This is a genomic window from Nautilia sp. (genome assembly GCF_053994455.1).
This window is the reverse complement of the sequence record NZ_JBMYAU010000071.1, coordinates 1-25034: the sequence shown is the minus strand read 5'-3', so window position 1 is coordinate 25034 and position 25034 is coordinate 1. Positions and strand designations below refer to the sequence as shown.

The 25034-nt window shown below is 37.5% G+C and carries 27 protein-coding genes; 19 read left to right on the top strand and 8 right to left on the bottom strand.

Features of this window, described 5'->3' with window-relative positions; all coding sequences use genetic code 11:
- Positions 1-104: 104 nt before the first annotated feature.
- The 9 genes from hemE (at position 105) to ACXJIE_RS05295 (ending at position 7140) form a co-directional block, all read left to right on the top strand.
- Positions 105-1124, top strand: a complete 1020-nt coding sequence (gene hemE / locus ACXJIE_RS05335) for a uroporphyrinogen decarboxylase (protein WP_456479937.1) — start codon at positions 105-107, stop codon at positions 1122-1124.
- Positions 1121-1693: an ATPase gene (locus ACXJIE_RS05330; RefSeq protein ID WP_456479936.1), complete on the top strand. Its 573-nt coding sequence runs from the start codon at positions 1121-1123 to the stop codon at positions 1691-1693. Before hemE ends, ACXJIE_RS05330 begins: the two co-directional genes overlap by 4 nt.
- 78 nt (positions 1694-1771) lie before the next feature.
- Positions 1772-2752 carry a porphobilinogen synthase gene (gene hemB / locus ACXJIE_RS05325; protein WP_456479935.1) on the top strand — a complete coding sequence of 327 codons (981 nt, stop codon included), beginning with the start codon at positions 1772-1774 and terminating at the stop codon, positions 2750-2752.
- Between the two features lie 40 nt (positions 2753-2792).
- Positions 2793-3668 carry a hydroxymethylbilane synthase gene (hemC, locus tag ACXJIE_RS05320; RefSeq protein WP_456479934.1) on the top strand — a complete coding sequence of 292 codons (876 nt, stop codon included), beginning with the start codon at positions 2793-2795 and terminating at the stop codon, positions 3666-3668.
- Between the two features lie 16 nt (positions 3669-3684).
- Positions 3685-5049, top strand: a complete 1365-nt coding sequence (gene hemN, locus ACXJIE_RS05315; RefSeq protein WP_456479933.1) for an oxygen-independent coproporphyrinogen III oxidase — start codon at positions 3685-3687, stop codon at positions 5047-5049.
- Positions 5050-5059: 10 nt separating this feature from the next.
- The gene (locus tag ACXJIE_RS05310; RefSeq protein WP_456479932.1) at positions 5060-5752 is read left to right on the top strand and encodes a hypothetical protein; all 693 of its coding nucleotides are present in this window, start codon (positions 5060-5062) and stop codon (positions 5750-5752) included.
- On the top strand, positions 5752-6273 hold the full coding sequence (locus tag ACXJIE_RS05305; protein ID WP_456479931.1) for a Uma2 family endonuclease: 522 nt from the start codon (positions 5752-5754) through the stop codon (positions 6271-6273). The genes ACXJIE_RS05310 and ACXJIE_RS05305 overlap by 1 nt, the downstream gene beginning before the upstream one ends.
- Complete coding sequence (locus tag ACXJIE_RS05300) at positions 6273-6827, top strand: DJ-1 family glyoxalase III (protein WP_456479930.1); 555 nt, start codon at positions 6273-6275, stop codon at positions 6825-6827. The genes ACXJIE_RS05305 and ACXJIE_RS05300 overlap by 1 nt, the downstream gene beginning before the upstream one ends.
- 19 nt (positions 6828-6846) lie before the next feature.
- Positions 6847-7140, top strand: coding sequence for a hypothetical protein (locus tag ACXJIE_RS05295; protein ID WP_456479929.1), 294 nt, complete (start codon positions 6847-6849; stop codon positions 7138-7140).
- Here the strand turns inward: ACXJIE_RS05295 and hypA are convergent.
- A complete protein-coding gene (gene hypA / locus ACXJIE_RS05290) occupies positions 7137-7493 on the bottom strand; it encodes a hydrogenase maturation nickel metallochaperone HypA (protein WP_456479928.1) in 357 nt (118 codons plus the stop codon). The genes ACXJIE_RS05295 and hypA overlap by 4 nt on opposite strands.
- A 72-nt stretch (positions 7494-7565) precedes the next feature.
- On the opposite strand from hypA, the gene ACXJIE_RS05285 reads away from it, so the two are divergent.
- The 9 genes from ACXJIE_RS05285 (at position 7566) to hypF (ending at position 18707) form a co-directional block, all read left to right on the top strand.
- A complete protein-coding gene (locus tag ACXJIE_RS05285) occupies positions 7566-8186 on the top strand; it encodes a TetR/AcrR family transcriptional regulator (RefSeq protein ID WP_456479927.1) in 621 nt (206 codons plus the stop codon).
- Positions 8170-9036, top strand: coding sequence for an NADH-quinone oxidoreductase subunit B family protein (locus ACXJIE_RS05280; protein ID WP_456479926.1), 867 nt, complete (start codon positions 8170-8172; stop codon positions 9034-9036). The genes ACXJIE_RS05285 and ACXJIE_RS05280 overlap by 17 nt, the downstream gene beginning before the upstream one ends.
- Entirely contained in the window at positions 9023-10186 is a 1164-nt protein-coding gene (locus tag ACXJIE_RS05275; RefSeq protein ID WP_456479925.1) for a nickel-dependent hydrogenase large subunit, read from the top strand. The genes ACXJIE_RS05280 and ACXJIE_RS05275 overlap by 14 nt, the downstream gene beginning before the upstream one ends.
- Before the next feature lie 84 nt (positions 10187-10270).
- Entirely contained in the window at positions 10271-11404 is a 1134-nt protein-coding gene (locus tag ACXJIE_RS05270) for a hydrogenase small subunit (protein WP_456479924.1), read from the top strand.
- Between the two features lie 3 nt (positions 11405-11407).
- Positions 11408-13147 carry a nickel-dependent hydrogenase large subunit gene (locus ACXJIE_RS05265; RefSeq protein ID WP_456479923.1) on the top strand — a complete coding sequence of 580 codons (1740 nt, stop codon included), beginning with the start codon at positions 11408-11410 and terminating at the stop codon, positions 13145-13147.
- Between the two features lie 10 nt (positions 13148-13157).
- Positions 13158-13850, top strand: coding sequence for a Ni/Fe-hydrogenase, b-type cytochrome subunit (gene cybH / locus ACXJIE_RS05260; RefSeq protein ID WP_456479922.1), 693 nt, complete (start codon positions 13158-13160; stop codon positions 13848-13850).
- A gap of 129 nt (positions 13851-13979) precedes the next feature.
- Positions 13980-14558, top strand: coding sequence for a HyaD/HybD family hydrogenase maturation endopeptidase (locus tag ACXJIE_RS05255; protein ID WP_456479921.1), 579 nt, complete (start codon positions 13980-13982; stop codon positions 14556-14558).
- Between the two features lie 44 nt (positions 14559-14602).
- Positions 14603-16330: a hypothetical protein gene (locus tag ACXJIE_RS05250; RefSeq protein ID WP_456479920.1), complete on the top strand. Its 1728-nt coding sequence runs from the start codon at positions 14603-14605 to the stop codon at positions 16328-16330.
- Between the two features lie 121 nt (positions 16331-16451).
- On the top strand, positions 16452-18707 hold the full coding sequence (gene hypF, locus ACXJIE_RS05245) for a carbamoyltransferase HypF (RefSeq protein ID WP_456479919.1): 2256 nt from the start codon (positions 16452-16454) through the stop codon (positions 18705-18707).
- Here hypF and ACXJIE_RS05240 read toward each other — a convergent pair.
- Positions 18704-19261, bottom strand: coding sequence for a rhodanese-like domain-containing protein (locus ACXJIE_RS05240; RefSeq protein WP_456479918.1), 558 nt, complete (start codon positions 19259-19261; stop codon positions 18704-18706). The genes hypF and ACXJIE_RS05240 overlap by 4 nt on opposite strands.
- A 79-nt stretch (positions 19262-19340) precedes the next feature.
- Between ACXJIE_RS05240 and ACXJIE_RS05235 the strand changes: the two genes are divergently transcribed.
- Positions 19341-19898: a Crp/Fnr family transcriptional regulator gene (locus tag ACXJIE_RS05235; protein WP_456479917.1), complete on the top strand. Its 558-nt coding sequence runs from the start codon at positions 19341-19343 to the stop codon at positions 19896-19898.
- A gap of 46 nt (positions 19899-19944) precedes the next feature.
- Here the strand turns inward: ACXJIE_RS05235 and ACXJIE_RS05230 are convergent, their stop codons facing one another.
- From ACXJIE_RS05230 to ACXJIE_RS05205, 6 genes are read right to left on the bottom strand one after another with little or no spacing between them, the layout of a single operon-like run.
- Positions 19945-20808 (bottom strand): DMT family transporter, encoded by an 864-nt coding sequence (locus ACXJIE_RS05230; protein ID WP_456479916.1) that lies wholly within the window; start codon positions 20806-20808, stop codon positions 19945-19947.
- Positions 20805-21761 carry an amino acid ABC transporter permease gene (locus ACXJIE_RS05225; protein ID WP_456479915.1) on the bottom strand — a complete coding sequence of 319 codons (957 nt, stop codon included), beginning with the start codon at positions 21759-21761 and terminating at the stop codon, positions 20805-20807. The genes ACXJIE_RS05230 and ACXJIE_RS05225 overlap by 4 nt, the downstream gene beginning before the upstream one ends.
- Positions 21758-22558 carry a transporter substrate-binding domain-containing protein gene (locus tag ACXJIE_RS05220; RefSeq protein ID WP_456479914.1) on the bottom strand — a complete coding sequence of 267 codons (801 nt, stop codon included), beginning with the start codon at positions 22556-22558 and terminating at the stop codon, positions 21758-21760. Before ACXJIE_RS05220 ends, ACXJIE_RS05225 begins: the two co-directional genes overlap by 4 nt.
- 58 nt (positions 22559-22616) lie before the next feature.
- A complete protein-coding gene (locus tag ACXJIE_RS05215) occupies positions 22617-23354 on the bottom strand; it encodes an amino acid ABC transporter ATP-binding protein (protein ID WP_456479913.1) in 738 nt (245 codons plus the stop codon).
- Between the two features lie 8 nt (positions 23355-23362).
- Positions 23363-24181 (bottom strand): amino acid ABC transporter permease, encoded by an 819-nt coding sequence (locus ACXJIE_RS05210; RefSeq protein WP_456479912.1) that lies wholly within the window; start codon positions 24179-24181, stop codon positions 23363-23365.
- The gene (locus ACXJIE_RS05205) at positions 24174-24887 is read right to left on the bottom strand and encodes an amino acid ABC transporter permease (RefSeq protein ID WP_456479911.1); all 714 of its coding nucleotides are present in this window, start codon (positions 24885-24887) and stop codon (positions 24174-24176) included. The genes ACXJIE_RS05210 and ACXJIE_RS05205 overlap by 8 nt, the downstream gene beginning before the upstream one ends.
- Between the last annotated feature and the right edge of the window lie 147 nt (positions 24888-25034).

Genomic DNA, 25034 nt, shown 5'->3' with positions numbered 1-25034 from the left:
GACCTTCGTGAGATGGTCGGGTGGAAAATTAAAAAATAATATTGTATATATATAGCTTTAAGCTTTGTGCTTTTAGCTTTCAGCTTATATAAAAAGGAGAATAAATGATATTTGTTGACGCGTGTTTTGGTAAAGAGACGGAATATACGCCGGTATGGATGATGAGACAGGCGGGAAGATACCTGCCGGAATATATGGAGGTAAGAAGAAAAGTAGGGAATTTTCTTGATATGACGAGAAATCCTGAAGTGGTTGCCGAGGTTACCATTCAGCCGATAGACATACTTGATGTGGACGCGGCTATACTCTTCAGCGATATTTTAAACCTGCCTATGGAAATGGGGCTTCCTTTAAGATTCGAAAAGGGAGTCGGTCCGGTTTTTGATAAAACTATAGATACCGAAGAAGATATTGAATCGCTTGATAGCAGTGCCGATGAAAAACTCGAATACGTTTATAAAGGTGTAAAACTGATAAGAGAAAGACTGCCGGAGGAAAAGGCTCTTATCGGGTTTGCGGGAAGTCCCTGGACTATAGCCACGTATATGGTTGAAGGAAGGGGCAGTAAACAGTACGCGAAAATTAAAAAAATGGTTTATTCAAATCCGATGATGTTGCATAGATTGCTTACCTTTAATACGAAAGAAACGATTGAATATCTCTCTAAACAGATTGAGGCGGGCGCAAATGCCATTATGGTGTTTGACAGCTGGGGCGGCGCGCTTGAAAAGGAAAAGTTTTTTGAGTTTTCATGGAATTATATGAGGGAGATAGGAAGAGTTATAAAAGGAAAATATCCTCATATTCCTGTAATACTTTTTTCCAAAGGAGTGGGGCTTTATATGGATGAAATGGACGGTGAATTCGATGTTGTCGGAGTGGACTGGTCCACACCCATCGGACATGCTCTAAGAGTGTTTAAGGATAATTACACGCTTCAGGGAAATATGGAGCCCACCCGTCTTTATTCAAAAAGCGCAACCCGCGAAGCGGTTGAAAAAATAGCGGGGATAATGAAAGGGCACAGACACATATTCAATCTCGGGCACGGAATACTTCCCGATGTGCCGGTTGAAAACGCCAAATATTTCGTAAATTTATGTAAAGAACTGACAAGAAAATGAATTTGATTATTGTTGCCGGTGCAAACGGCAGCGGTAAAACGACTTTTTCAAAAGAGTTTATAAAAGAGTACGATTATGTATATTTAAATGCAGACGATATTGCATTTAATGAAAAATTATCAGAAATTCAAGCTGGTAAAGAATTTATTAAAAGAGTTATGAAATCTATAGAAAATAAAAAAAATATTTTGATTGAAACAACATTAAGCGGAAAGTATGTATTTAAACTGATTGACTTTGCAAAGTGTAATAATTACAAAGTTGAACTTATATATGTATATGTAAGTACGGTTAAAGAAAATATTAAAAGAGTAGATATTAGAGCAAAAAGTAATGAAGGACATTTTGTTCCGTTTAATGATATAATTAGAAGATATAAACGTAGTTTAAAAAATTTATGTACTGTTTTAAAAATTGTTGATTTTTTTGAAATATACTTAAATGATATAGAATATGAATTAATTGCTGATAGCAACTATATATACGATGAGGAGGTTTACAGTGAAATTATCAAGAATTGCAATAGCCAAAAAAGCGGCAAAAAAAGCGAAAAGCCGGTTACACAATAAGGGTTTTCCTTATGTAATTGCTATAGATAAAGAAGTATATTTAAAATATCCTAAAGGAAAAATAGTAAAGGCAGAGCAATGAACCTAAGAAGACTTAGACTAAACGCCAATATCAGGGATTTGGTAAGGGAAAATTACATACGCAGGGAAGATCTGATAATGCCCGTTTTTATAAAAGAAGGCCTTGTTGGCAAAAATGAAATAAAATCGATGCCGGGAATTTATCAGTTCGGTGAAAAAGAGTTTTTAGATGAAATTCAGCAGTGTATTGATCTCGGAATCAGGGCCGTTATACTTTTCGGTATTCCGAAGCTTAAAGACAGCTGCGGAAGCGACGCACTTGATGAGGAAGGGCTTATTGCAAGAAGCGTAAGAGCGGCAAAAAAAGCGTTCGGAGATAAGATAGCGATTATTACGGATCTTTGCTTTTGCGAATTTACCGATCACGGACACTGCGGAATTATAAACCCGCATTTAAAAACGGTGGATAACGAAGCGACCTTGGAGATAAGCGCGAAACAGGCGATTATTCACGCAAAGGCGGGAGCCGATATGATAGCGCCGAGCGGTATGATGGATAATATTATTGAAACTTTAAGAAATGCGCTTGATGAAGACGGTTTTTCACATATTCCCGTTATGAGTTATTCGACAAAATTTGCAAGTGCGTTTTACGGACCGTTCAGAGACGCTGCCGAAAGTGCGCCTGTGGATAACGAATATGTGCCGAAAAACAGAAAAACATACCAGATGGATATCGCAAATTCCCGCGAAGCGCTTCTTGAGAGCATAATCGACGAAGCCGAAGGAGCCGATATTTTAATGGTGAAGCCCGCGCTTGCTTTTATGGATATAATTAAAGAAATTAAAGAAAACACACTAAAACCTCTTTGCGTATATAACGTAAGCGGTGAATATTCAATGGTAAAAGCCGCGGCTCTTAACGGATGGATGGATTATGAAACTTTGATGATGGAAATACTCACTTCGTTCAAAAGGGCCGGTGCCGATATGATTATCACTTATCACGCAAAAGATGCGGCAAAACTGCTTAAGTAATGGTATAATTTTTAAAAAATATAAACTATAAAGGGAGAAAATGAAACTGACAATTGCAACGAGAGGCAGTAAACTTGCTTTGTGGCAGGCAGAGTGGGTTAAAGCTAAATTAGAGAATTTAGGACATGAAATTAATTTGAAAATCGTAACCACCACAGGTGACAAAATTTTAGACAAACCGCTTGCCGAAATAGGCGGTAAGGGGCTGTTTATCAAAGAGGTCGAAGAAGCGCTTTTAAGAGGAGAGGCGCAAATAGCCGTGCACTCTCTTAAAGATTTTCCGACCCAGTATGAGACGGATCATTTTACTTTAGCCGCCATTCCCCCCAGAGAAGCGGTTGAAGATGTGTTTTTAAGTGAAAACTATGAAACGCTTGCGGAACTTCCGCATAACGCAGTGGTAGGTACAAGTTCCATAAGAAGGGCGATGCAGCTGAAAGCTTTCAGGGAAGATTTGGTAATTACGGATTTGAGGGGAAATGTCGATACGAGAATCAATAAACTCAAAGACGGAAAATACGACGCTATTATTTTAGCCCATGCAGGTGTTAAAAGACTCGGTCTTTTAAAAAGTGTAAAATATTTTGAAATTCTCGATACCGATATTATGATTCCGGCCATGGGGCAGGGTGCCTTGGGAATAGAAACGGTAAACGACGAAAAAGTTATCAAAGCGGTTAAGCCTTTAAACGATTTCAGAACGCAGATATGCGTGTCTATTGAAAGAGATTTCGTCGATACGTTAAATCTCGGGTGTCACGCGCCCGTAGGCGTTTATGCCAAAATAATGAGCGACGATTCCATTAAAATAAAAGCGGCTCTTCTTAAAGATGACAAAATGATTAAAAAAGAGGTTGTCGTATCGTTTGACGAGTGGGAAAACGCCGGAAAAGAATTCGCAAGAGAGTTTATGTAATAAAATGGAGAAAAGTATGACTAATGAAAAAATAGATTTCAAAAAACTCAGTAAATTTTCAAGGCACGCGCCGAGATACACAAGCTATCCCACAGCCGTGGAATTTAAAGATTTAAACGAAGAGGAGATAATTCCTTTTTTAAAAGGCGACAAGCCTCTTAGTCTTTATTTTCACCTTCCTTTTTGCAAAAGTGCGTGTTATTTCTGCGGATGCAACGTAATATACACCTCAAAAGCCGACAAAAGAACGAAATACATTGAATATCTTGAAAAAGAGCTTGAAACGCTTTCTAATCACCTTGATACCGGCAGGCTTGTAAGACAGGTTCATTTCGGCGGAGGGACCCCCACATTTTTTACTCCCGAAGAACTTGAAAAAGTTTATGCGCTTATTAAGAAGAATTTTAAAAATTACGAAGAAGATGCGGAAATAAGTGTGGAGATTGACCCGAGGTTTTTTTCAAAGGAACATATGGATGTTATGAAAGAGTTCGGGGTTAACAGAATCAGTTTCGGTGTTCAGGATTTTAACGAAGAGACGCAAAAGGCGGTAAACAGAATCCAGCCTTTCGATATTACGAAAGAAGCCGTAGATATAGCAAGAGAGGCGGGAATAAACTCCATAAATATAGATCTTATATACGGGCTTCCCCGCCAGTCTCTTGAAACGTTTAAAAAAACGCTTGATCTGGTTTTAAAACTTGACCCGGACAGACTTGCCGTATTTAACTACGCACATGTCCCTTGGATGAAAAAAGGTATGAGAAAAATCGACGAAACGACTCTTCCGACTCCGGAAGAAAAACTTAAAATTTTTAAATACGTAATCGATTTTTTTGAAAGCAACGAGTATGTAATGGTGGGAATGGACCATTTTGCAAAACCGGAAGACGAGCTTTTCAAAGCAATAGCAAAAGGCGAACTTCACAGAAACTTCCAGGGATACACCACAAAAGGAGGCGCCGATTTAATAGGCGTGGGACTTACGTCCATAGGTGAAACGGAAGATGTTTATATGCAAAACCACAAGGACTTGAAAAACTACGAAAAAGCGGTTGATGCGGGTAAAATACCCGTTTTCAGGGGTGTGATTTTAAGCGAAGAAGATAAAATAAGAAAATATGTCATTATGGAAATGATGGCTAATTTCAGTTTTGACGTTAAAAGGTTCGAAAACAGGTTTGGCATAGATTTTTTCGACAAATTCGAAAACGAAATAAAAGAGCTTCAGGAGTTTGTGGACGAGGGTCTTGTCGAAATTAGGCCCGAAAAAATCAAAGTAAACAAAACGGGAAGCCTTTTGATAAGAAACATTGTGCTTCCGTTTGACGAATATTTCAAAAAAATGGCAAATCAGAAAGTGTTTTCAAAATCAGTCTAAGGATAAAAAAATGATTATTTCAATAGGTAACCTGCCTTTAAAAAATATAAATGCGGACGTTTTTCTGCATCCGGTGAAATATAAAGAAAGCATAACGTACGAGCCCATGGCCGAAGAAGCGGTTATCGCCCTAATTGCCAAACATTTTACGTATGAAAAGGTTCCTGAAAAGGTAAAAGATTATTTTGACGATATGGATGACGGGTATCTGTTCGGGGAGAGTAATTTTGACGAATTTGATTTGGAAAAATTGGATAAAGGTAAGATTTTAGTCGGAAAAGATATACTCTTTCATCCGAAAGCGGAAAATATTAAAAAATTTTTGTGTCTTTTAAGGGATTTCGGGGATTTTGAAATAGAAGGCATAGACCTTCCGGTATTTTTCGAACCGAGTGATCCGATTTTAGAAGAAATACTCGAAGTTGAAAGGGAATACGAGATAGAACTTGACGAGATAGACGAACTTGATACATTTGACGGAAGTGTCGTATACTGCTGCAGCGACAGGTTTGTGGTAAAAGAAGATGAAATTTTGTGCTCTCAGCAGTTTGTAATTGCAAATAAAATAAAAAGTCTTGAAGTGGAGGTTGAAGGAGAGATTAAAAAACTTCATAAACTTAAGGATTTGAAAGGGACATTTGGTATAATATTAAAAGATACCGGCGATTATCCTTTTAAAAGGGTAAAAATAAGGAGTTTATAATGAGCTTTAATCCCCCTACGTACAAATACGGCGATTATGTTAAATGGGAAGGGGATTGGGAGCTGATAGAAGGGTATCCTTTTGCAATGGCTCCTTCTCCTCTTGGAAAACATCAATATTTAGCAATGAAACTTTCCCGTATTTTAGACGAGTCATTGGAAGAATGCGAGTGTGATCCTTATCCGGAACTTGACTGGATAATTGATGAAAACACGGTTGTAAGGCCCGATATTGCAATTTATTGTGAAGAGATTGAAAAATATCCTAAGACAAATCCTAAAATTATAATAGAAATAATTTCCGAATCCACCGCGGAAAAAGACGAAAAAATAAAATTCAAACTGTATGAAAGGGAAAAAGTCGGATATTACGTGCTTGTTTATCCGGATTTTGAAAAAGTAAAAATTTATAAACTTGACGGAAAAGAATATGACAAAGTTTACGAAGGGGACGGCAGGTTCAGATTCGATTTGTGCGATATGGAAGTGGATTTTAAAAAAATTTTTAAAAGGAGGAGGTAATGGCTGTAAACGTATGTGTACCTTTGGCAAACGGATTTGAGGAAATTGAGGCTATGAGTTTAATCGACATAATGAGAAGAGGGGGGTTAAACGTAATTGTTGCGGGAGTAGGCGGAGATGTGATTTACGGCGCACACAACATAAGGGTGATTCCGGATACGAAAATAGAACTTGTAAACGCGGATGAACTTGATTTGGTAGTACTTCCGGGCGGACTTCCCGGGGCTATTAATTTAGCGGAAGACGAAGCGACCCAGAACCTTCTTAAAGAAATGGATAAAAAAGGCAAATACGTAGGTGCCATCTGTGCGGCTCCGTATGCTCTTGAAAAAGCCGGTGTTTTGAAAGAAAATTACACCGCATATCCGGGATGGGAAGGAAATATAAGAAAAGAAGGATATGTCAGTGATGCCAAAGTCGTTGAGGATCAAAACGTTTTAACGTCAAAAGGTCCGGGAACGGCAATTTGCTTCGGGCTTGAAATCGTAAGAAAATTTGCCGGGGAGGAAGTTTACAGACAGTTAAAAGCCGGATTATTGGCGGAGTTTTGTTAATATGTTTAAAGGAGGGGAAATGAGAGGAATTGAAGCGCTTGATTTTTTTCTTGAAAACTGGCATTCGAAAATAAGGGAATTTGACGAATTTTGCGAATTTGACGCTTTAATCGAATACCATTTCGGGAATGAAACGAAAATTTACGATTCGCCCGTGGTTGTAGAAAAATTCTTCAAAAGAAAGATCATTTTAAACGAAATAGGAGATATAAACGAATTTTTACCCGAAGAAGCGGAATTCGACCCCCAAAGCGGAAATTTATACATAAAAAGAAACCTGTTTGAAATAAAAATAGCTCCTAAAATATACTAAGAGCCGTCTTCCGTTTCAAGCTCCATACTCATAAGATACATATCCTCCCCGTCTATTATTTTGATATGCGGTGAATTACACTTCGGACAAAGGTATTCGTCTTTTTTAAGTTCGCTTTTTTCTCCGCAATCCTTACACTCGACCACCACCGGCTGAATATGCATTATAAATTCGGCATTTTCGCACATTGTACCCTCTTTGAAAGTATCGAAGGCGGTTTTTAAAAGATCAGGCTCGACCCCGCTTAAAACACCTATTTTTATTTCGAGTTTGGTAACGAATTTTGCGTTGTGCTTTTTTGCATTTTCTTCGGCAAGCTGCAGTAAGGAATCTACAATTGAATATTCATGCATTACAAATCCTTTAATTTTTATAAAAAAAATGTACTTTTTAATAATAAAAAGTTATCGAAAAACGATATATTGATGAAATTATATTATAATAATAGAAAAAAAGGCGTAAAAGTGAGTAAAGAAGAAAAAAAAGAACTTATAATGCAAACCGCTTTGAACCTGTTTGCGAAACAGGGTTTTTATAATACCACTATAGCCGATATAGCAAAAGAAATGGGAATGAGCGTCGGTAATATGTATAATTATTTTCCTTCCAAAGAGTCCTTGGCGAAAGAACTGTTAATTTACACTTCCAAAAAATTCGGAGACGAAATAAGAAAAATAAATGAAATGGATATTTCGAGCAAGGAAAAAATCAAAAAAATTGTCGAACTCTATTTTGACATGGCGCTTAACGAACCTGAACTTGTGGATTATTTTATGAGGGTTTACCTTTCGAATAAAGAGATATTCGCAAACGGATGCGAAGGGATGCTCTGCGTATCCGCATTTGTGACGGAAATTATGATATTTTTTGAAGAGGGTGTAAGAAAAAAAGAGCTTAAAAACCAGGATTTTTTTGCTGCTTTCGGTCTTTTTATGGGATATGTGGGAGGACTCGCTTTTTTAAATAAAGAAGGGATTCTCTCAAAACCGCTGGCCGAATATGTAGAACCTGTAAGCGAGAATATTTACAATGCGCTCAAAACTTAACGTTATATGGATTGATGCGGTTACGTGTTACGGTTGTACACATTCTTTTTTAAATTACAAAGAAATTTTTTCCCTTTTTAACAGGGTTAATTTTAAATATCATCCTGTCTTTTTTTCCGAAGATTTTAAAATAGAAAAATGCGATTTGCTTATCATAGAAGGGGCTTTGAAATTAAATTACCCGAGACTCGGATATTCTTTGAACGAGCTTGTTTCAAAACTGTTTTTTAAGGCGAAAAAAGTTCTTGCATTGGGTACATGTGCTGTTTACGGAGGAATTTTCGGTGAAGGGCTTATGTATCATAAAGAACAAAAAGGGCATTATTACAAATGCAGGGATAAAATCATCAATCTCCCCGGGTGTCCTCCGCATCCGGACTGGATAGCGTTTGTACTTGATATGCTCAGTGAAAACAGAAAAATTTTATTAGACGAGCTTAACAGGCCAAAAGATATTTTTACCTATACTTCTCATATGGGCTGTACGAGAAACGAATATTTCGAATGGAAAATAGATGCTGAAAATTTCGGAACGAAAGAAGGGTGCCTTTTTTATTACCAGGGCTGTCAGGGACCTTTTACTCACAGCAGCTGCAATAAAATTTTGTGGAACGAGATTAGCTCCAAACCGAGGGCCGGAACGCCGTGTTTCGGATGTACGGAACCGTCTTTTCCGAAAAACGGTCTGTTTCAGACGGATACTTTCATGGGTATTCCGGCAAATATTCCTTTAGGTGTCAGCAAAAGGGCGTATCTGACTTTAAGCGGTATAGCAAAAAGTCTTAATAACGAAAGGCTGGGTTCTAAACTTATCGATTACGAGTGCGGGGAAAAAAATGAAGATAAATAAAAGAATAATTAATAAAATTGAAGGCGAAGCGACTTTAAAAATCGAAGGCGATGAAAAAATAGATTTTGTCGAAATAGAGTTCTGGCAGTACCACGGAGTCGAGGAATATCTTAAAAACAGACATTTTATGGACACTCTTGTAATCAATCCCAGGATATGCGGAATATGCGGACATTCACACTTGTATGCAACCGTAAAGGCGATAGAAAGGGTTTTTGATGCTAAAGTAACCAAAAAAGCGGAAATTTTTAGAGAAACAACTTCTCTTTTGGAAATCGTTGAAAACCACATAAAATGGTTTTATATTACCATTTTCCCTACACAGATAAAAAATAAGGAACATATTTTCAAAGCCGTCAGGTTTTCTTCTAAAATTTCAAAGGCCATTGCCATTTTAGCCGGACAGTTTCCTCATAATTCTTATATGGTTCCCGGGGGTGTGACGTGTGATCCTACATATATGGAAATAATACGGCTGAAAGATTTGATAGACGAAATTACGGAGGAATATGAAAAGGAAATTATGGATGAAAACCTTTTTTCTGAAGATTTGAATAAATTTTTTGAAAACCTGCCTAAAAACATTGGTAAAAGTTTGAACAGATTTTTGGTGCTCGGAGAATCTTCCATATATAAAAATAACGGCGACTGTGATAAAGTGGTAGAGAAAAGAAACAATTCCCTTAGCAAAAACGCGCTTTATGACGGAAAATTTTTCGAAGTCGGACCGCTTGCGAGAATGATTGTAAACGGTAATCCCAATATAAAAAAAATTTATGAAGAATACAAAGATTCCATTTATACGAGGATGTGCGCAAGAATTTACGAACCTCTGCTTTTGCTTACACACATTTCAAAACTGTTAAAAGATGTGGATTTATGTGAGCCCTCTTTTATAAGCCCTTCCGTTAAAAACGGAAGGGCTAAAGTCAGCGTAGAAGCTCCGAGGGGCAGTTTGATACACGAAATCAGTATTAAAAACGAAAAAATAGAAGATTATAACATTATAGTACCCACTCAGTTTAATCTGGCTTCTTCCATAAAAGAAAATCCTTCCGCCGCACAGGCCGCTTTAATGAACGAAAAAACCGAATATACCGATTCTATATTCAAATGTTTCGATATTTGTGCCGTTTGTATGTCACATTGATATAAATTTTTTTAATATCTATTGAAAAATGAACATTTATTTATGTATAATTAACACTGAGTAAATTTATTTCGGAGGGATAAAATGAATGAAGCAACTTTACAAAAAGTAAAAGCGAGATTGGAAGCTCTCAGAAAACTTCCGGGTATGGGAGAAAAAAGCGTTTCCGGAATACTTGAAGAGAGCGGGTTTACAAGAAGGGATTTTCTAAAATGGTCAGCTGCAATGGCAGCAATGTTGAGCCTTCCAACATCTTTTACACCGCTAATTGCCGAAGCGGCGGAAGTAAGTGACAGACTTCCCGTTATTTGGCTGAATATGGCGGAATGTACGGGATGTAGTGAAAGTTTAATCAGAAGCGATGCTCCTACAATTGATAATTTAATATTCAACTACATCAATCTGCAGTATCATGATACTATTATGGCTGCTGCGGGATGGCAGGCTGAAGAAAATTTAAAAGAAGGTATGGAGAAATTTAAAGGAAGATATATTCTTTGTGTAGAAGGCGGTATTCCTACTAATATGGACGGACAGTTCTTAACTGTAGGCCCACATGCCGAAACAGGGCTTGAACTTTTAACAAGAGCCGCAAATGACGCCGCTGCGGTAATTTCTGTGGGAACATGTTCAAGCTTCGGAGGTATTCAGGCTGCCGCACCGAATCCTACGGGGGCAAAAGGCGTATATCAGGTCATTAACAAACCTGTAATTAACGTACCGGGATGTCCTCCAAGTGCTAAAAACATTGTAGGAACTATTTTATATGTTATTTTATTCGGACAGCTACCTGCGGTTGATAACTTCAACAGACCTAAATTCGCTTACGGACTTAGAATTCACGACCTCTGCGAAAGAAGAGGACACTTTGATGCAGGTGAATTTGTAGAACAGTTCGGTGACAAAGGTGCAGAAGACGGATTCTGTTTATATAAAGTGGGATGTAAAGGTCCTTATACGTTTAATAACTGTTCGCGTGAGAGATTCAATCAGCATACATCTTGGCCGGTTCAGGCGGGGCACGGATGTATCGGATGTAGTGAACCTGATTTCTGGGATTCTATGGCACCGTATGAAGAGCCTCTTGCAAATAAAAAATATGACTCAGTGGTTGCGGATGCGACTGCAGACAGTTACGGCGTTACAATCTTAACGGTTGCAGGTGTGGCTATTGCGGCACATGCGGCACTAAGCGCAATTAAAAATCCTAAGGAGTAATAAATGGCAAAAAGAGTAGTAATTGACCCGATAACAAGAATTGAAGGTCACTTGAGAGTTGAAGTTGTTGTTGATGAAAATAATAAAATTACAAATGCGTTCTCAAGTGCCACACTGTGGAGAGGTATTGAGGTAATTTTAAAAGGAAGAGATCCGAGAGATGCCGGATTTATGACGCAAAGAATCTGCGGGGTTTGTACTTATTCTCACTATAAAGCAGGTATTACGGCTGTTGAAGACGCACTTGGAATCAAGCCTCCTCTAAATGCGCTTTTAACAAGAACATTAATGGATTTCGCACTGTTTTTCCATGACCATATCGTACACTTTTATCAGCTTCACGCGCTTGACTGGGTTGATATTATCAGTGCGCTAAAAGCGGATCCTAAAAAAGCGAGTGAGGAAGCTTTCAAATATGTTCCTAAAGGATACAATCCGATAGCAACAGGTGAAGACGAGCTTAGAGAAGTTCAAAAAAGGGTAGGAAAGTTTGCTGAAAAAGGAGATTTGGGACCGTTTAAAAACGGATACTGGGGACATAAAACAATGAAATTTACCCCTGAGCAGAACCTAATCGCTCTAAGCCACTATTTAAAAACACTTGAAATGCAAAGAACCGCCGCTCAGATGATGGCGATTTTCGGTGGTAAGAACCCGCATCCTCAAAGTTTGACAGTCGGTGGGGTGACTTGTGTTATGGATCTTAAAGATCCTGCGAGACTCGGTGAATATTTAACTAAATTCCAAGAACTTGCAGATTATGTAAACAGAGCATACTATGCGGATATCGTAATGGCTGCAAGTGCTTACGGAACCGAACCGAGTGTTGTTCAAAAAACCAATCTCGGTAATTTCTTAAGTTACAGGTTTATGCAGACAGGTCCTAATTCATGGCTCTTTCCGGCAAGAGGTTATATTAAAAATTGGGATTTATCTAAATTCTATGAATTCGATGATGACAAAGTTACTGAAGAAGCTACCCACAGCTGGTATAAAAACCTTGATACGCCTACACATCCTTATAATGAAACTACGGAACCTGAATACACAGGATATGTTGAGGGTGAAAGCGTAGACGGACAAGGAAATATCGTTAAAACAAAAGTAGTGAATGAAAAAGGTAAATATTCTTGGATCAAATCACCGAGATACAATGAAGAACCTATGGAAGTAGGACCGCTTGCATGTATGGTGGTTAACTATGCGTACGGTGATAAAAAAGTACAAAAAGTTGTAAACGATTTCTTAGCTCAAACGGGACTTCCGGCAGAAGCATTGTTTACGGTTCTCGGAAGAACTGCGGCAAGAATGCTTCAGACGAAAGTTGTTGCGGATTACGGTTTGGAAGCGTTCAATAATTTAGTAGAAAACCTTAAAAAAGACGATTCTACGGTTGCACCTTATGTAATTGACGAAACAAAAGAATACAAAGGTAGATTTATCGGAGACGTTCCGAGAGGAATGTTAAGTCACTGGTGTAGAATCAAAAACGGAAAAATCGAAAACTGGCAGGCGGTTGTTCCGTCAACATGGAATGCAGGTCCGGAAGACGGAAGAGGTAAAAAAGGAGCTTATGAAGCAAATCTTATCGGTATGACTCTGGCTGATCCTGCAAGACCTCTTGAAGTTATCAGAAGTATACATTCTTATGACCCGTGTATTGCATGTGCGGTTCACGTAATGGATGTTAAAGGTAAAAAATTAGGTGAGTTTAAAGTAGATCCGCTATACGGCGCATGTTAAGGAGTTAACCATGAAATTTTTAAAACCAATGGGAGAATATCTCGGTGGAATTGAGTTTTCCGCCGGATACAGATGGCAGCACTGGATAAGGGCGATTTCAATATTCGCTCTTATTGCAACAGGGTTTTATATTGCAAACCCTTTTATTACTTATGCAAACGTAAGTGCCGAGCCTACAAGGTTTTTACAGGCTTATTTTAGGGAATGGCATATTATTTTCGGTTTTGCAATGATAGGTGCCGTTTTATACAAGACATTTTTCTTTTTCTTTTTCAGAGAAGGAAAATATGAAAGGGCTTCTTTAAAGGATGCGTTTAATATAAAAGTGGCTCTCCAACAAATCGGATATTATTTGTTAATTGCAAAACACCCTCATACGAAAGGTGTTTATAATCCGTTACAGTTTTGGGCATACAGTATGCTTTATGTATTTTTTTACGGTATTATATTTACCGGATTAGCACTTTATGCCGAAGTGTATCACAACGGGCTCGGAGCGTTTTTTTATCCGTTAGCTAAATCTGTCGAAACATTTTTCGGCGGTCTTGCATACGTAAGAATCTGGCATCACATTTTTATGTGGGCTATTATTATTGTCGTATTCATCCATATCTATATGGCTGTATACAATGCCGTATTCGGTAAAAACGGCGGAATGGATGCAATTTTCTCAGGAATGAAATGGGAAAAAGAAGACCACTAATCCTTTTCCCCTTTGGGGAAATTTAATTGTACAATAGGCAATGTAAAATGGAAAATTTAAACTTTCTTCTTTAATTTATATTGATTTTCCATTTTCCATTGTCTAATTTTCCATTAAAGAAAGGTTGTTATGAAAATTTTGGTTTTAGGTATAGGGAATATTCTGTTTGGAGATGAGGGTATCGGCGTTCATCTTGCAAATTTTATAGATGAAAAATATGACTTCATTGGTCCCCATCAGGTTGATATAATTGACGGCGGAACGCTTGCACAAAGGCTTATTCCGATTATTACGGATTATGATAAAGTCTTTATTTTTGACTGTGTCGATGTAGACGAGGCAAATATAGGCGACGTTTATTTTTTCGATTTCAGGGATGTGCCCGAATGTGTAAGCTGGCAGGGGAGCGCTCATGAAGTTGAAATGCTTCAGACTCTTCAAATGATTGAAATGATGGGTGATTTGCCCGAAACTAAAATTATAGGCGTCGTTCCTTATGTAATAGGGGAGGACACTACGTTTAGTATAACGCCCGAGGTTCAAAAAGCCGCGCAACTTATGGAAAAAATATTAATTACCGAAATAAAAAAACTCGGTGTGGAACCCGTAATTAAAAACGACAAAGTAAAACTTACCCAGGTTGCAAAAGATTCGTATAAAAGAGGTGTTCCTGAAGAATCGCTTAGAGGTTTGGAAATAAACAATTAAATTTTGTTAATATATCGAAATATTTTATAAATAAAAGGGATAATATGGTGTTAAAATTTATTTTTGAATTGGACAGCAATAACGGAGTGATAGAAAAAATTCTTTTAAGAATCGCCGAAAGGCTTAATGTAAAAATAGGACTTAGCAGGGATTCAAGAAATTTATACGCATTTGTAGACGGAAACGAAGAAGATATTGATAATTTTTCAAGAGAACTATCACGTGAGCTGCCTCTTAGTATATTTCTTAAATCCTTAAACGCGGAAGTGGTAGAAGAATTTAAAGACGATTTGGTTAAGGAATTTCCTGAAATAAATCTTCCTCCCTGTCCTAAGTGTCTGAATGAAGTAAAGAAACCTGAAAACGAAAATTATTACAACCCTTTTCATCACTGCGAGGTGTGCGGATATAATATTAATGAACAATGTAAAATGGAAAATGGAAAATTATTTTTTGAAAAACTTGCCGATAAGTTAAAAAAAGAAGGTAAAATTTATATCCAGACAATGAATGGAAAGTATGAAGTTTCAACCGATTTGGAAAATGCAGAGCAGATAGTGGCTGTCGATTTGGCGGCGGTAGCTACGTATTTTATGAGTTTTGAAGGGGATGCCAAAGCGCTCGGAAGTATTGAAAAGCCTCTTGTAAATCTTAAAACGAATCTGAATTTCAAAAAAGAGTTCGGAATCTCAACGCCCGCTTATTATGTAAAACTGCCTGATTGTATGGTGCTTGAACTTTTATGTGAAGAGATTAAAAGCGACATTAAACTCTTAGGGCTTAAAAAGAGTGAAAAAAATGATGATTTTTCTTTTGAGATTGAAAATAATGACGAAATTCCTGTGGCGGTGGTAACGGATACGAAAAATCACGATATTTTAATTTCAAAAGGTGAGAGAAGTCTTCTTCCGAAATTTGAAAAATATTTAGGAAAGGATCTAATCGGATATAACGCTAAATATGTCGCTTTATCAAATGAAGACAAAACTGTTATATATAAAACCTATGAAGAGAAAGAATCAAACATAAACCTTCCGTTTGCCGGGTATTTCGGTGTAATGAGGCAGTGGGAATTGGAAGACAAGGTTACGATGGGATTTGCGTTTTATAAGGAAAACGAAAACAAAATAATGATAAATTCCCCTAAATTCGGTCTTGTAGAATATATCGACTTTGATTTTAAATTTAAAAATTTCGAAGAAGTTTTCGCTTCTATAAAAATTATGAACGATACAGGTGAAAAATTAATAAGCAATTTTTCAAATAAAGAACCAGAACTTTTCAGAAATGCAATAAATGCAAAGTTAGATACTAAAAAACAAGGTATTGCATATTTATGGGGGCTTATCGGAATAGTTTTAGGCTTTGCGGATAATATTGACGAAGCTTATGAAAAACTTTTGGTTTATGCAAACTCGGCAATGGCAAAAAAAGGACCGAGAATCGATTATAAAATGAAAGACAAAAACCTTGATCCTCTTTGGGCGATAAGGACCGCTATGAGTTTTAAACTTGCGGGTGTGGATAATTATTTACTCAGTTTCGGGGTGCTTGAAAGTTTCGCTGAATTTTTAAGTAATACATACGAAACGGTTGACAAAGAATCACCTTTAGACGGTGCCGTTATTGTAGGAGATCTTTTCGAAGGGGAATTTTTAAACAAAATTTATACCAATATTAAGAAAAATTTTCCGACTTTCACACCTAAAGCCCTTCCGATGAGCGGTGCCGTAGAGGCGTACGGAAGTGCCGTTATACTCTCAAAGAGTTAATGTCGTTTTAACTTTAAACGGATATAATTTCAATGAAAGCAAGTTGCTTTTTTCATTTTTTCTCCTTTTTTTCCTTTTTCCTCCTTTTTAATTGTTGTAAAATTTTAAAAAAGGCCCTCGGTTGAGAATAAGATATAAAATCAATGGAATAGTTCAGGGTGTTGGATTCAGGCCGACCGTTTATAAAATCGCTAAAGAGTTAGGTTTAAAAGGTTTCGTTTTAAATTCGAGTGACGGTGTTATTATAGAAATAGAAGGGCAAAATATTAATAAATTCATAAAAACCCTAAAAAACAGCCTGCCGCCGTTAGCAAGAATAGATACGATTGAAAAAGAGATACTTCAAATAAAAAACTACACTGATTTTAAAATAATAGAATCCAAACAAACTACAAAAACCACATCAATTTCACCGGATATTGCAGTATGTGACGAATGTCTTAAAGAAATGTTCGATTCGAAAAACAGACGTTATCTTTTTCCTTTTATAAACTGTACAAACTGCGGTCCGAGATATACTATTATAAAAGACATACCGTATGACAGAAAAAACACCTCAATGGCTAAATTTAAAATGTGTGATGAATGTTACAAAGAATATACAAATCCCCTTAACAGGCGTTATCACGCCGAACCGACCTGCTGTTTTAAATGCGGACCGGAATTGAATGTGAAATGTAAAATGGAAAATGGAAAATTTAATATAATGGAAAATGGAAAATGGAAAATGGAAAATGATAAAATAAGATTTATTGCTGAAAAAATAAAGGAAGGGAAGATTGTAGCGATAAAAGGGCTCGGGGGATTTCATCTTGTGTGTGACGCTACGAATGAAGATGCCGTAAGGGAACTTAGACGCAGAAAACAAAGACCTACCAAACCGTTTGCCATGATGTTTAAAGATATCGAAACTATTAAAAATTACTGCGAATTAACTCACCGGGATATTGAGCTTATAATCTCAAAAGAAAAACCCATAACCCTTGTAAGGAAAAAAACGGAATTAAAAGGCATTGCTGAGGGAATAGACAGATACGGTGTGTTTTTGCCTTATACACCTGTGCATTATCTTTTGTTTGAATATATCGATTTTCCGATAGTGGCGACAAGTGCGAATATTTCCGATGAGCCGATTATACGAAACAGCGATAAGTTGATTGAAAAACTTGGAAATGTGGTCGATTATATTTTGGATAACAACAGGGATATAATAAACGCATGTGACGACAGCGTAGTCCAGGCTGTGGGGGATGAATATATCACTATGAGATGTGCGAGGGGATACGCTCCTTTAATGAAAAATGTTTCAATGGAAAATGGACAATGGAAAATGGATAATGGAAAAGATAAAATTGATAAAAAAAATAATTTTTCATTTTACATTTTACATTGTCCGTTGAATATATTGGGGGTGGGGGCGAATCAGAAGAATACAATTTCCCTCGCTTTTAAAGACAAGTTTATACTCTCCCCTCATATTGGTGATCTCGGAACGCTTGGAAGTATTGAGTATTTTGAAAGGACCATAGAAACGTTCAGACGGCTTTATGATTTTGAAGAGGACGTTATCATATGCGACAAACATCCTTATTATGAGTCTACAAAATGGGCGATTAAGCAGGATAAAAAGATATATCAAATCCAACACCATTATGCGCATGCCCTTGCTACAATGTTTGAATACGGCCTTGAGGGCGATTATCTCGCCTTTATATTCGACGGTACAGGTTACGGAGATGACGGGAGTATATGGGGAGGCGAGGTATTTGTTGCAAACAGACATAAATATAAAAGAGTGCATTATTTTAAACCGTTTAAACTGATAGGTGGTGAGAAAGCTGTAAAAAACCCTTCAAATATGGCAGTGGCGCTTTTGGATGAAAAAATTGCCGGAAAATTTAAAAACTGGAAACTTGCGAAAAAACTTTCAAAAGGTAATTTCCCTCTGACGAGTTCCATGGGAAGAATATTCGATATGACGGCTTATCTTTGCGGTATGATTGAAAGGAACGAATGGGAGGGAATGAGCGGGCTGCTGATGGAAAGATATTACAATTCCGACATAAAAGATTATATCGATTTTATCGTTGAAGAAGAGATAAATTTTTATCCGGTGCTTGATTTTGCTGCCGGACACAGAGGCGAATTCGAGCTGGTTTCATCGGTTTTTATAAATTCGGTGGTTAATGCAGTAATTAAAATTTCGGATATGTACGATTTGGATATTATCCTCGGCGGCGGCGTTTTTCAAAATAAAACTCTTTTAAGCGAAATATTAAAAAGAATGAATAAAAATGTCTATTTCAATAAACAGATACCGATAAATGACGGAGGGATAAGTGTAGGCCAGACGGCCTGGGGAATTTGGAATCTTTAAAACTGATCAAGAATAATAGGTTCTTTCGGTTTGTCCACGGCTTTAAGCCCTTTTGTAAATCCTCCGAATTCAGTCACTTTATTGACAACGCCGTAGCCCGTGTTTAGCCATCCGTTAATACCGCCTCTTAATACATATACGTTTTTTTTGGGAATTCCGAACCATTTTACAAGCTGACCCCCGGCGATTACAGCCCTGTGCCCTGTGGCACATACAAATACGTAAACGGTGTCGGGTTTAAATGCTCCCATTGCCGCATAAACCGGAACCTGTCCTAAAGGGTATTCGTCGTAATCCGGCCAGTCGATTTCCCCGCCTTTCATTTCATCCACGCTTCTTACATCCACAATGGTAAAATCTTTATCCTTTTTCATCCATGCTTTTAATTCGTCGGGTGTGATATAGTTTACATATTTTTCGTATGAGTGACACATTTTGTTTAACGCTTCTACTTTCGGACCCATTCCTTTGATTGTATCCGCAAGTTTAAATGTGTGTGCATACGCAAAACTTCCCGCTACCATAAGTCCTAATGCTAAGTGTTTTAATTTCATTGAAACCTCCTTAATTTTTATTTAACCGTAATGAATTATAATTCAGTATGTATAAAAAAAATGTAAAAGATTTGACAAAATGAAAAATTGCAGGGTTTTAATTGCTTCAAAAGAAATAGAAGAACTTTTTAAAGAGGGGTTCTTTTCCGGAATACCCCACAGATTTTTAAAAGAAGGAGAAGTATGCTTTCCCGAAACTCCGAGAATATTGGTTTTGAAAGAAGGGGAGCTGAAAATATCTCTTTTTGAAGATTCGAAAGAGCTTATATTGTATTTTCTTCACAAAAACAATTTCTGTTTCTGTAATGACGATATTATGGTAAGCGCAAAAAAAGACAGCAAGTTCTATTTTCTCGATTCACATCATTTTACGGAGCTTTTTAACAATACGGAATTCTGCAATCTGCTTTTAAATAATCTTCATTACAACCTTGAAATGGAAAGAAAAATACTGAAATCCCTCGCATTTAAAAGCGCAAAAGAAAGAATTGCGGATTTTTTATCGGATGTGGCTAAAAGTATTGGTAAACGGACGGATGAAGGAATTGTAATAGACATACATTGTACAATGGAGGAAACGGCATCGTTTTTGGGTATAAGCAGACAGAGATTTTCCACGTTTATAAATGATAAGTGAAGAGATACTCGAGAAACTCGGACATAAAAAATTTTTAATAAAAGATTTAAGAAAACTTGAAAAGTTTTCTAAAGAGTGAATCTCCAATTTCTGCAATGAGCATTGCCAGTATCACAAGAACGGCTCCCGTAATTTGTATTATGCTTAAATGCTCCCCGTAAAAATATCCGAAAACGGCCGCACTTACAGGTTCCATTGCAAAAATAATGGCGGTTTTTGTAGGAGTGGTGAATTTTTGGGCGTAAGTTTGAATAAAATATGCAAAAACAGTAGCAAAAACTACAGTGATTACAAGTGCCACGGCCACACTGCGTGAAAAACGTATTTCTCCTTTTTCGAAAGGCACGAAACCAAGGCTGAGTATTCCCACGGTTAGAAACTGAAAAGTCACTAATGTATAAAGATTGTATTTTTTAGAATATATGTCTGTATAGTTGATATGCAAAGCCACAAAAATGGTGGATACGAGCGTTAACATTTCTCCTCTGCCGAATCCTCGGATATCTGCGCCGGTGAGCAGGAATATTCCGAAAAAAGCTAAAACGACACCTATTAAGGCATATACCGAAATATGTTTTTTAAATACGAAAAAAGCCACTACGGGAGTTAAAATAACGTAAAGTCCGGTTATGAAAGCCACTATTGAAGAGGGGGAATACAAAAGCCCGAATGTCTGAAATGAAAAAACGAGAAAATTAAAAACCCCTAATATAATTGCAGCTTTTAAAGAATCTTTATCAAAGCTTATTTTTTTGTAAAAAATAATAAACATTAATAAAAACGCCGAAAAAAACCGTAAAAACAAAAACATAAACACCGGAATGTCTGCTATGGCGTTTTGAACGAGTTTGAAAGTGATTCCCCAAAATATCGCTACCGATAAAAGCAGAAAATCGGCGAAATTGATCAAATTCCGCCTTTGGCTTTCATTTTTTTCTCAAGTCTGTGACCTATGAAGCTCAGAATGGATGTAAGCATTAAATATAATGCCGCAACCGTCAGCCATGTTTCAAAAGGTGAGAAAGTGTTTGCAACAATTTCCCTCCCGACTTTTGTCAAATCCGTAATGGAAATAATCGAAACAAGCGAACTGTCTTTAATAAGTGATATAAGCTCACCCACAAGTGCCGGAAGAGCCTTTCTTAAAGCCTGCGGCAGAATAATCAGCTGCATCTTCTGAATCGCCGTAAATCCTAAAGACATAGCCGCTTCGTGCTGTCCTTTGTCGATTGCCTGTATGGCGCCTCTTAGGATTTCTGCAATATATGCGCCGTAAAAAATGGATAAACTCATAACCCCCGCCCAGAATCTCGGCAGGTTGAAAATCGTGGCGACTATAAAATAAAAAATAAACAGCTGAACCAAAAGCGGTGTCCCTCTGATTACGGTTACATATACGCTTCCTATGTAATCAAATGCCGGAATGCCGCTTAGTCTCATAATGGCGATTATAAGACCGATGATAAAAGCGATAACCATTGAAATAATGGAAATTTTAATAGTCACCCATATACCCATTATAAAAGGTCCGGGTTCAAGCTTTGTTTTATATGCAAATTCATCGTCCTGATACAGATAATCGCCGTTTTTGAATTCAAGTTTATAACCCGTTAAGTCGAACGTTTTTACGCTTTTGTCTTCACATATAATTTCCGCTCTGTTTTGTTTTACAACTAATTTTCCGTCACACGGGGATGTGAGGGGGATTTTCTTTTCATACACGAAATATTTGGGAATCATATCCCATTTCCACGTGTAATTTATCTTACTTGCAGCCTGATATAAAAACCACCCTAAAAGCACATAAAACAAAAGGGCAAAAAGCTGCCCGATTTTTTTGTCTTTTACTATTGATTGTTTCATTGCACTCTTTTAAGCCAGTCGGTGCTTTGGAACCATCTGTGGTAGAATTTTGCGTAAGTTCCGTCGTGTTTGATTTGTCTTAGGAAGTTGTTTAACCAGTTAAGGAAATCCGGATCACCGTGGTTGATAGCAAATCCTAAAGGTTCATAAGTTAAGTCTTGTTTTAAGAAAATAAGTTTTCCTTTTCCTTTTCCGGCCATAAACAGTTCATTGTAAGGTTTGTCGTAAATAAATGCGTCCGCTCTGTTGTTAAGAACTTCCTGAACCGCCGCGCTTTCGCTGTCGAATGTTTTAACTGTCGCGTGTTTGAAAAGTTTTCTTGCCGCAATTTCACCTGTTGTTCCGAGTTTTGTAGTGATTACCATACCTTTTTTGTCTAAATCTTTATATGATTTAACACCTGCGTATTTTTTGTTTACAAGAAGTGTCTGTCCTACTAAAAAATAAGGGTTTGCAAATGTAACTTTAAGGTTTCTTTGCTGGGTAATGGTCATACCGGAGATGATAATGTCGCATTTTCCTGTGATAAGTGCTGGAATAATACCGTCCCATGCGGTAGGGACAAGTTTGAGTTTAACACCAATGTCTTTTGCCATTTTTTTAGAAATGTCCACGTCAAATCCGATGATTCTTCCGTGTTTGTCCCTCATTTCGAACGGAACGTATCCGGGCTCAAGACAAACCCTCAGTTCCCCTTTTTGAACGATTGAGTGAAGTGTGGAATTTTTCCATACGTTAAAATCCGCCGCAAACAGCATTGAGGCCAATGCCATAAGAGCAATAAGTAGCTTTTTCATTTTTACTCCTTTGTTTTTTGTTTCATGTAATTTTATATTAAATTTTATTATTTGCATATCAATGATGCAAAATTTCACTTAAGAATTTTTTAGCCCTGTCAGTTTTAGGGTTGTTGAAAAATTCTTCAGGCGTGTTTTCTTCAACTATTTCACCAGCGTCCATAAAGATGATTCTGTCGCTAACTTCCCTTGCGAATCCCATTTCGTGGGTAACACACACGATTGTATAGTTTTCACGTGCAAGTTCTTTCATAACATCAAGGACTTCTCCTATCATTTCCGGATCAAGCGCGCTTGTCGGTTCGTCAAAAAGAATGATTTTAGGCTTCATCGCAAGGGTTCTTGCGATTGCAACCCTCTGTTTTTGTCCGCCGCTGAGCTCGCTTGGGTATTTATTTGCCTGATGGGGTATTTTAACCCTTTCAAGCAGCTGCATTGCAAGCTCTTCAGCTTCTTTTTTAGGCATTTTTTTAACTTTAATGGGTGCTATTGTAATGTTTTCCATAATGGTTAAATGCGGGAAAAGGTTGAAATGCTGAAACACCATTCCGACTTCCTGACGGAGTCTGTTGATGTTGGTTTTTTTGTCGTATAAATCCTGTCTGTCGACGACTATTTTACCGCTGTCGATGTCTTCAAGTCTGTTGATACATCGTATCAGCGTAGATTTACCGCTGCCGCTCGGACCGCAGACGACTACGACCTCGCCTTTGTCCACGTTAAAATTAACGCCTTTTAAAGCGTGAAAATTTCCGTAATATTTTTGAATGTCTTTCATCTGAATAATCGGTTCCATCAAATCTCCTATGCGTTAAGCTGTTTTTCTACTTTTTTTTCCAACTGATGAGAAAATTTACTCATACTGAATGCTATGCTGAAATATACAAGCGCTACAAAGCTGAATATTTCAAAACTTAAATAAAGCCTGTTGTTTATAATTGTCGCCGCTCTGAAAAATTCTATTACACCGATGGTGTAAGCAAGGGATGTGTCTTTAAACAGGGCGACGAACTGTGATACGAAAGCCGGGATCATTTTCCTGTACGCCTGAGGTAGGATAATGAACAAAAACGTCTGGGTGTTGTTAAAGCCTAATGATTTTGCGGCTTCAAACTGTCCTTTGGGAATTGAATTGATTCCGGCCCTTACAATCTCGGCGACGTACGCACTGGTAAAGAGCGTAAAGGCGATAATGGCGGCCACTGTCGGCGAAACGTGGGCCTGTGTGTGAAAAAACGTCATTGAAAACACCGGTATTGCAAAAAACACCCAGAAAATCACCATAAGTAGAGGCGTTGCACGCAAAAGTTCGATATATAAAATAGCCGGTATTTTAATTATTTTGATACTCGACCATCTGGCAATCCCGAAAATCGAACCCACAATGAAACTTAGAAAAATCGAAGTTACCGCAAGTATGAAAGTAAGTGCAAGTCCTCCGATTTCCCCGGGTTTTCCGAAAAATAAAAACCTCATATTGTCTTTTGTGAAAACTTCGTCGAAATGCGTTTCCGGGTAGGCAATCATTTGAAAGGCTTTAAGCAGGGCGGCTATTACGATTATGTTGAAAATCCAGAACTGGATTTTGTGTTTTTTAAAGTAGTTTTCGATATTTTTAAGCATTTTTTACACCTTTTGAGAATTTTATCTCAATTAAATTCATAAAAAATGACGTTGTGAGTGTCAGGAATATGTATAAAATCGTAACCGCCGTAGCCGCTTCGAATCCCCTGAACGTTTCCGCGTCTATCTGCTGGGTTGCGAACGTAAGCTCCGCAACACCTATCGTCATAGCAAGGGACGAGTTTTTAATCAGGTTTAAAAACTGGCTTGTAAGGGGAGGTATTATGATTCTGATTGCCTGCGGGTATATGATATACCACATTACCTGAAACCTGTTCATTCCGAGAGACTGTGCCGCTTCAAACTGACCTTTGGGTATGGAGTTTATTCCGGCTTTTACCACTTCTCCTATATATGCGCCCGTATAAAGTATTAAGGCAAGTAGTGCTGAAAAAAACGCGTCGACGTCCTGGATGTGTAAAAATTCTCCCCAGCTGTTTAGAAATGGGAATATCTGCGAGAGTGTAAACGTAAAATAGATAAAAAACATTTGAACGATTAAGGGAATGTTTCTGAAACTTTCCACATAATAGCTTGCGAAAAGCGAAAGCCAGAAATTTTTTGAAGCCCTTCCGATTCCGACTATCGAACCGATTAAAAAACTGAAAACTATACCGAGTACCGACAACTTGATAGTAGTAATAAGGCCTTGGATTAACAGACCTTTATATTCTATAAGTACACCCCAGTCAAATTCATAACCCATATTGATTTACCTTTTTTATATTTCCCCGAAAAGGGGAGATGATTATTTAGGCCAAACTTCAGGAAGTCTGTTAGGCTCGGTTCCGAACCATTTTTTGTAAAGTCTTTGATAAGTTCCGTCTCTTACGGCATCCTGAATTGCGAAGTT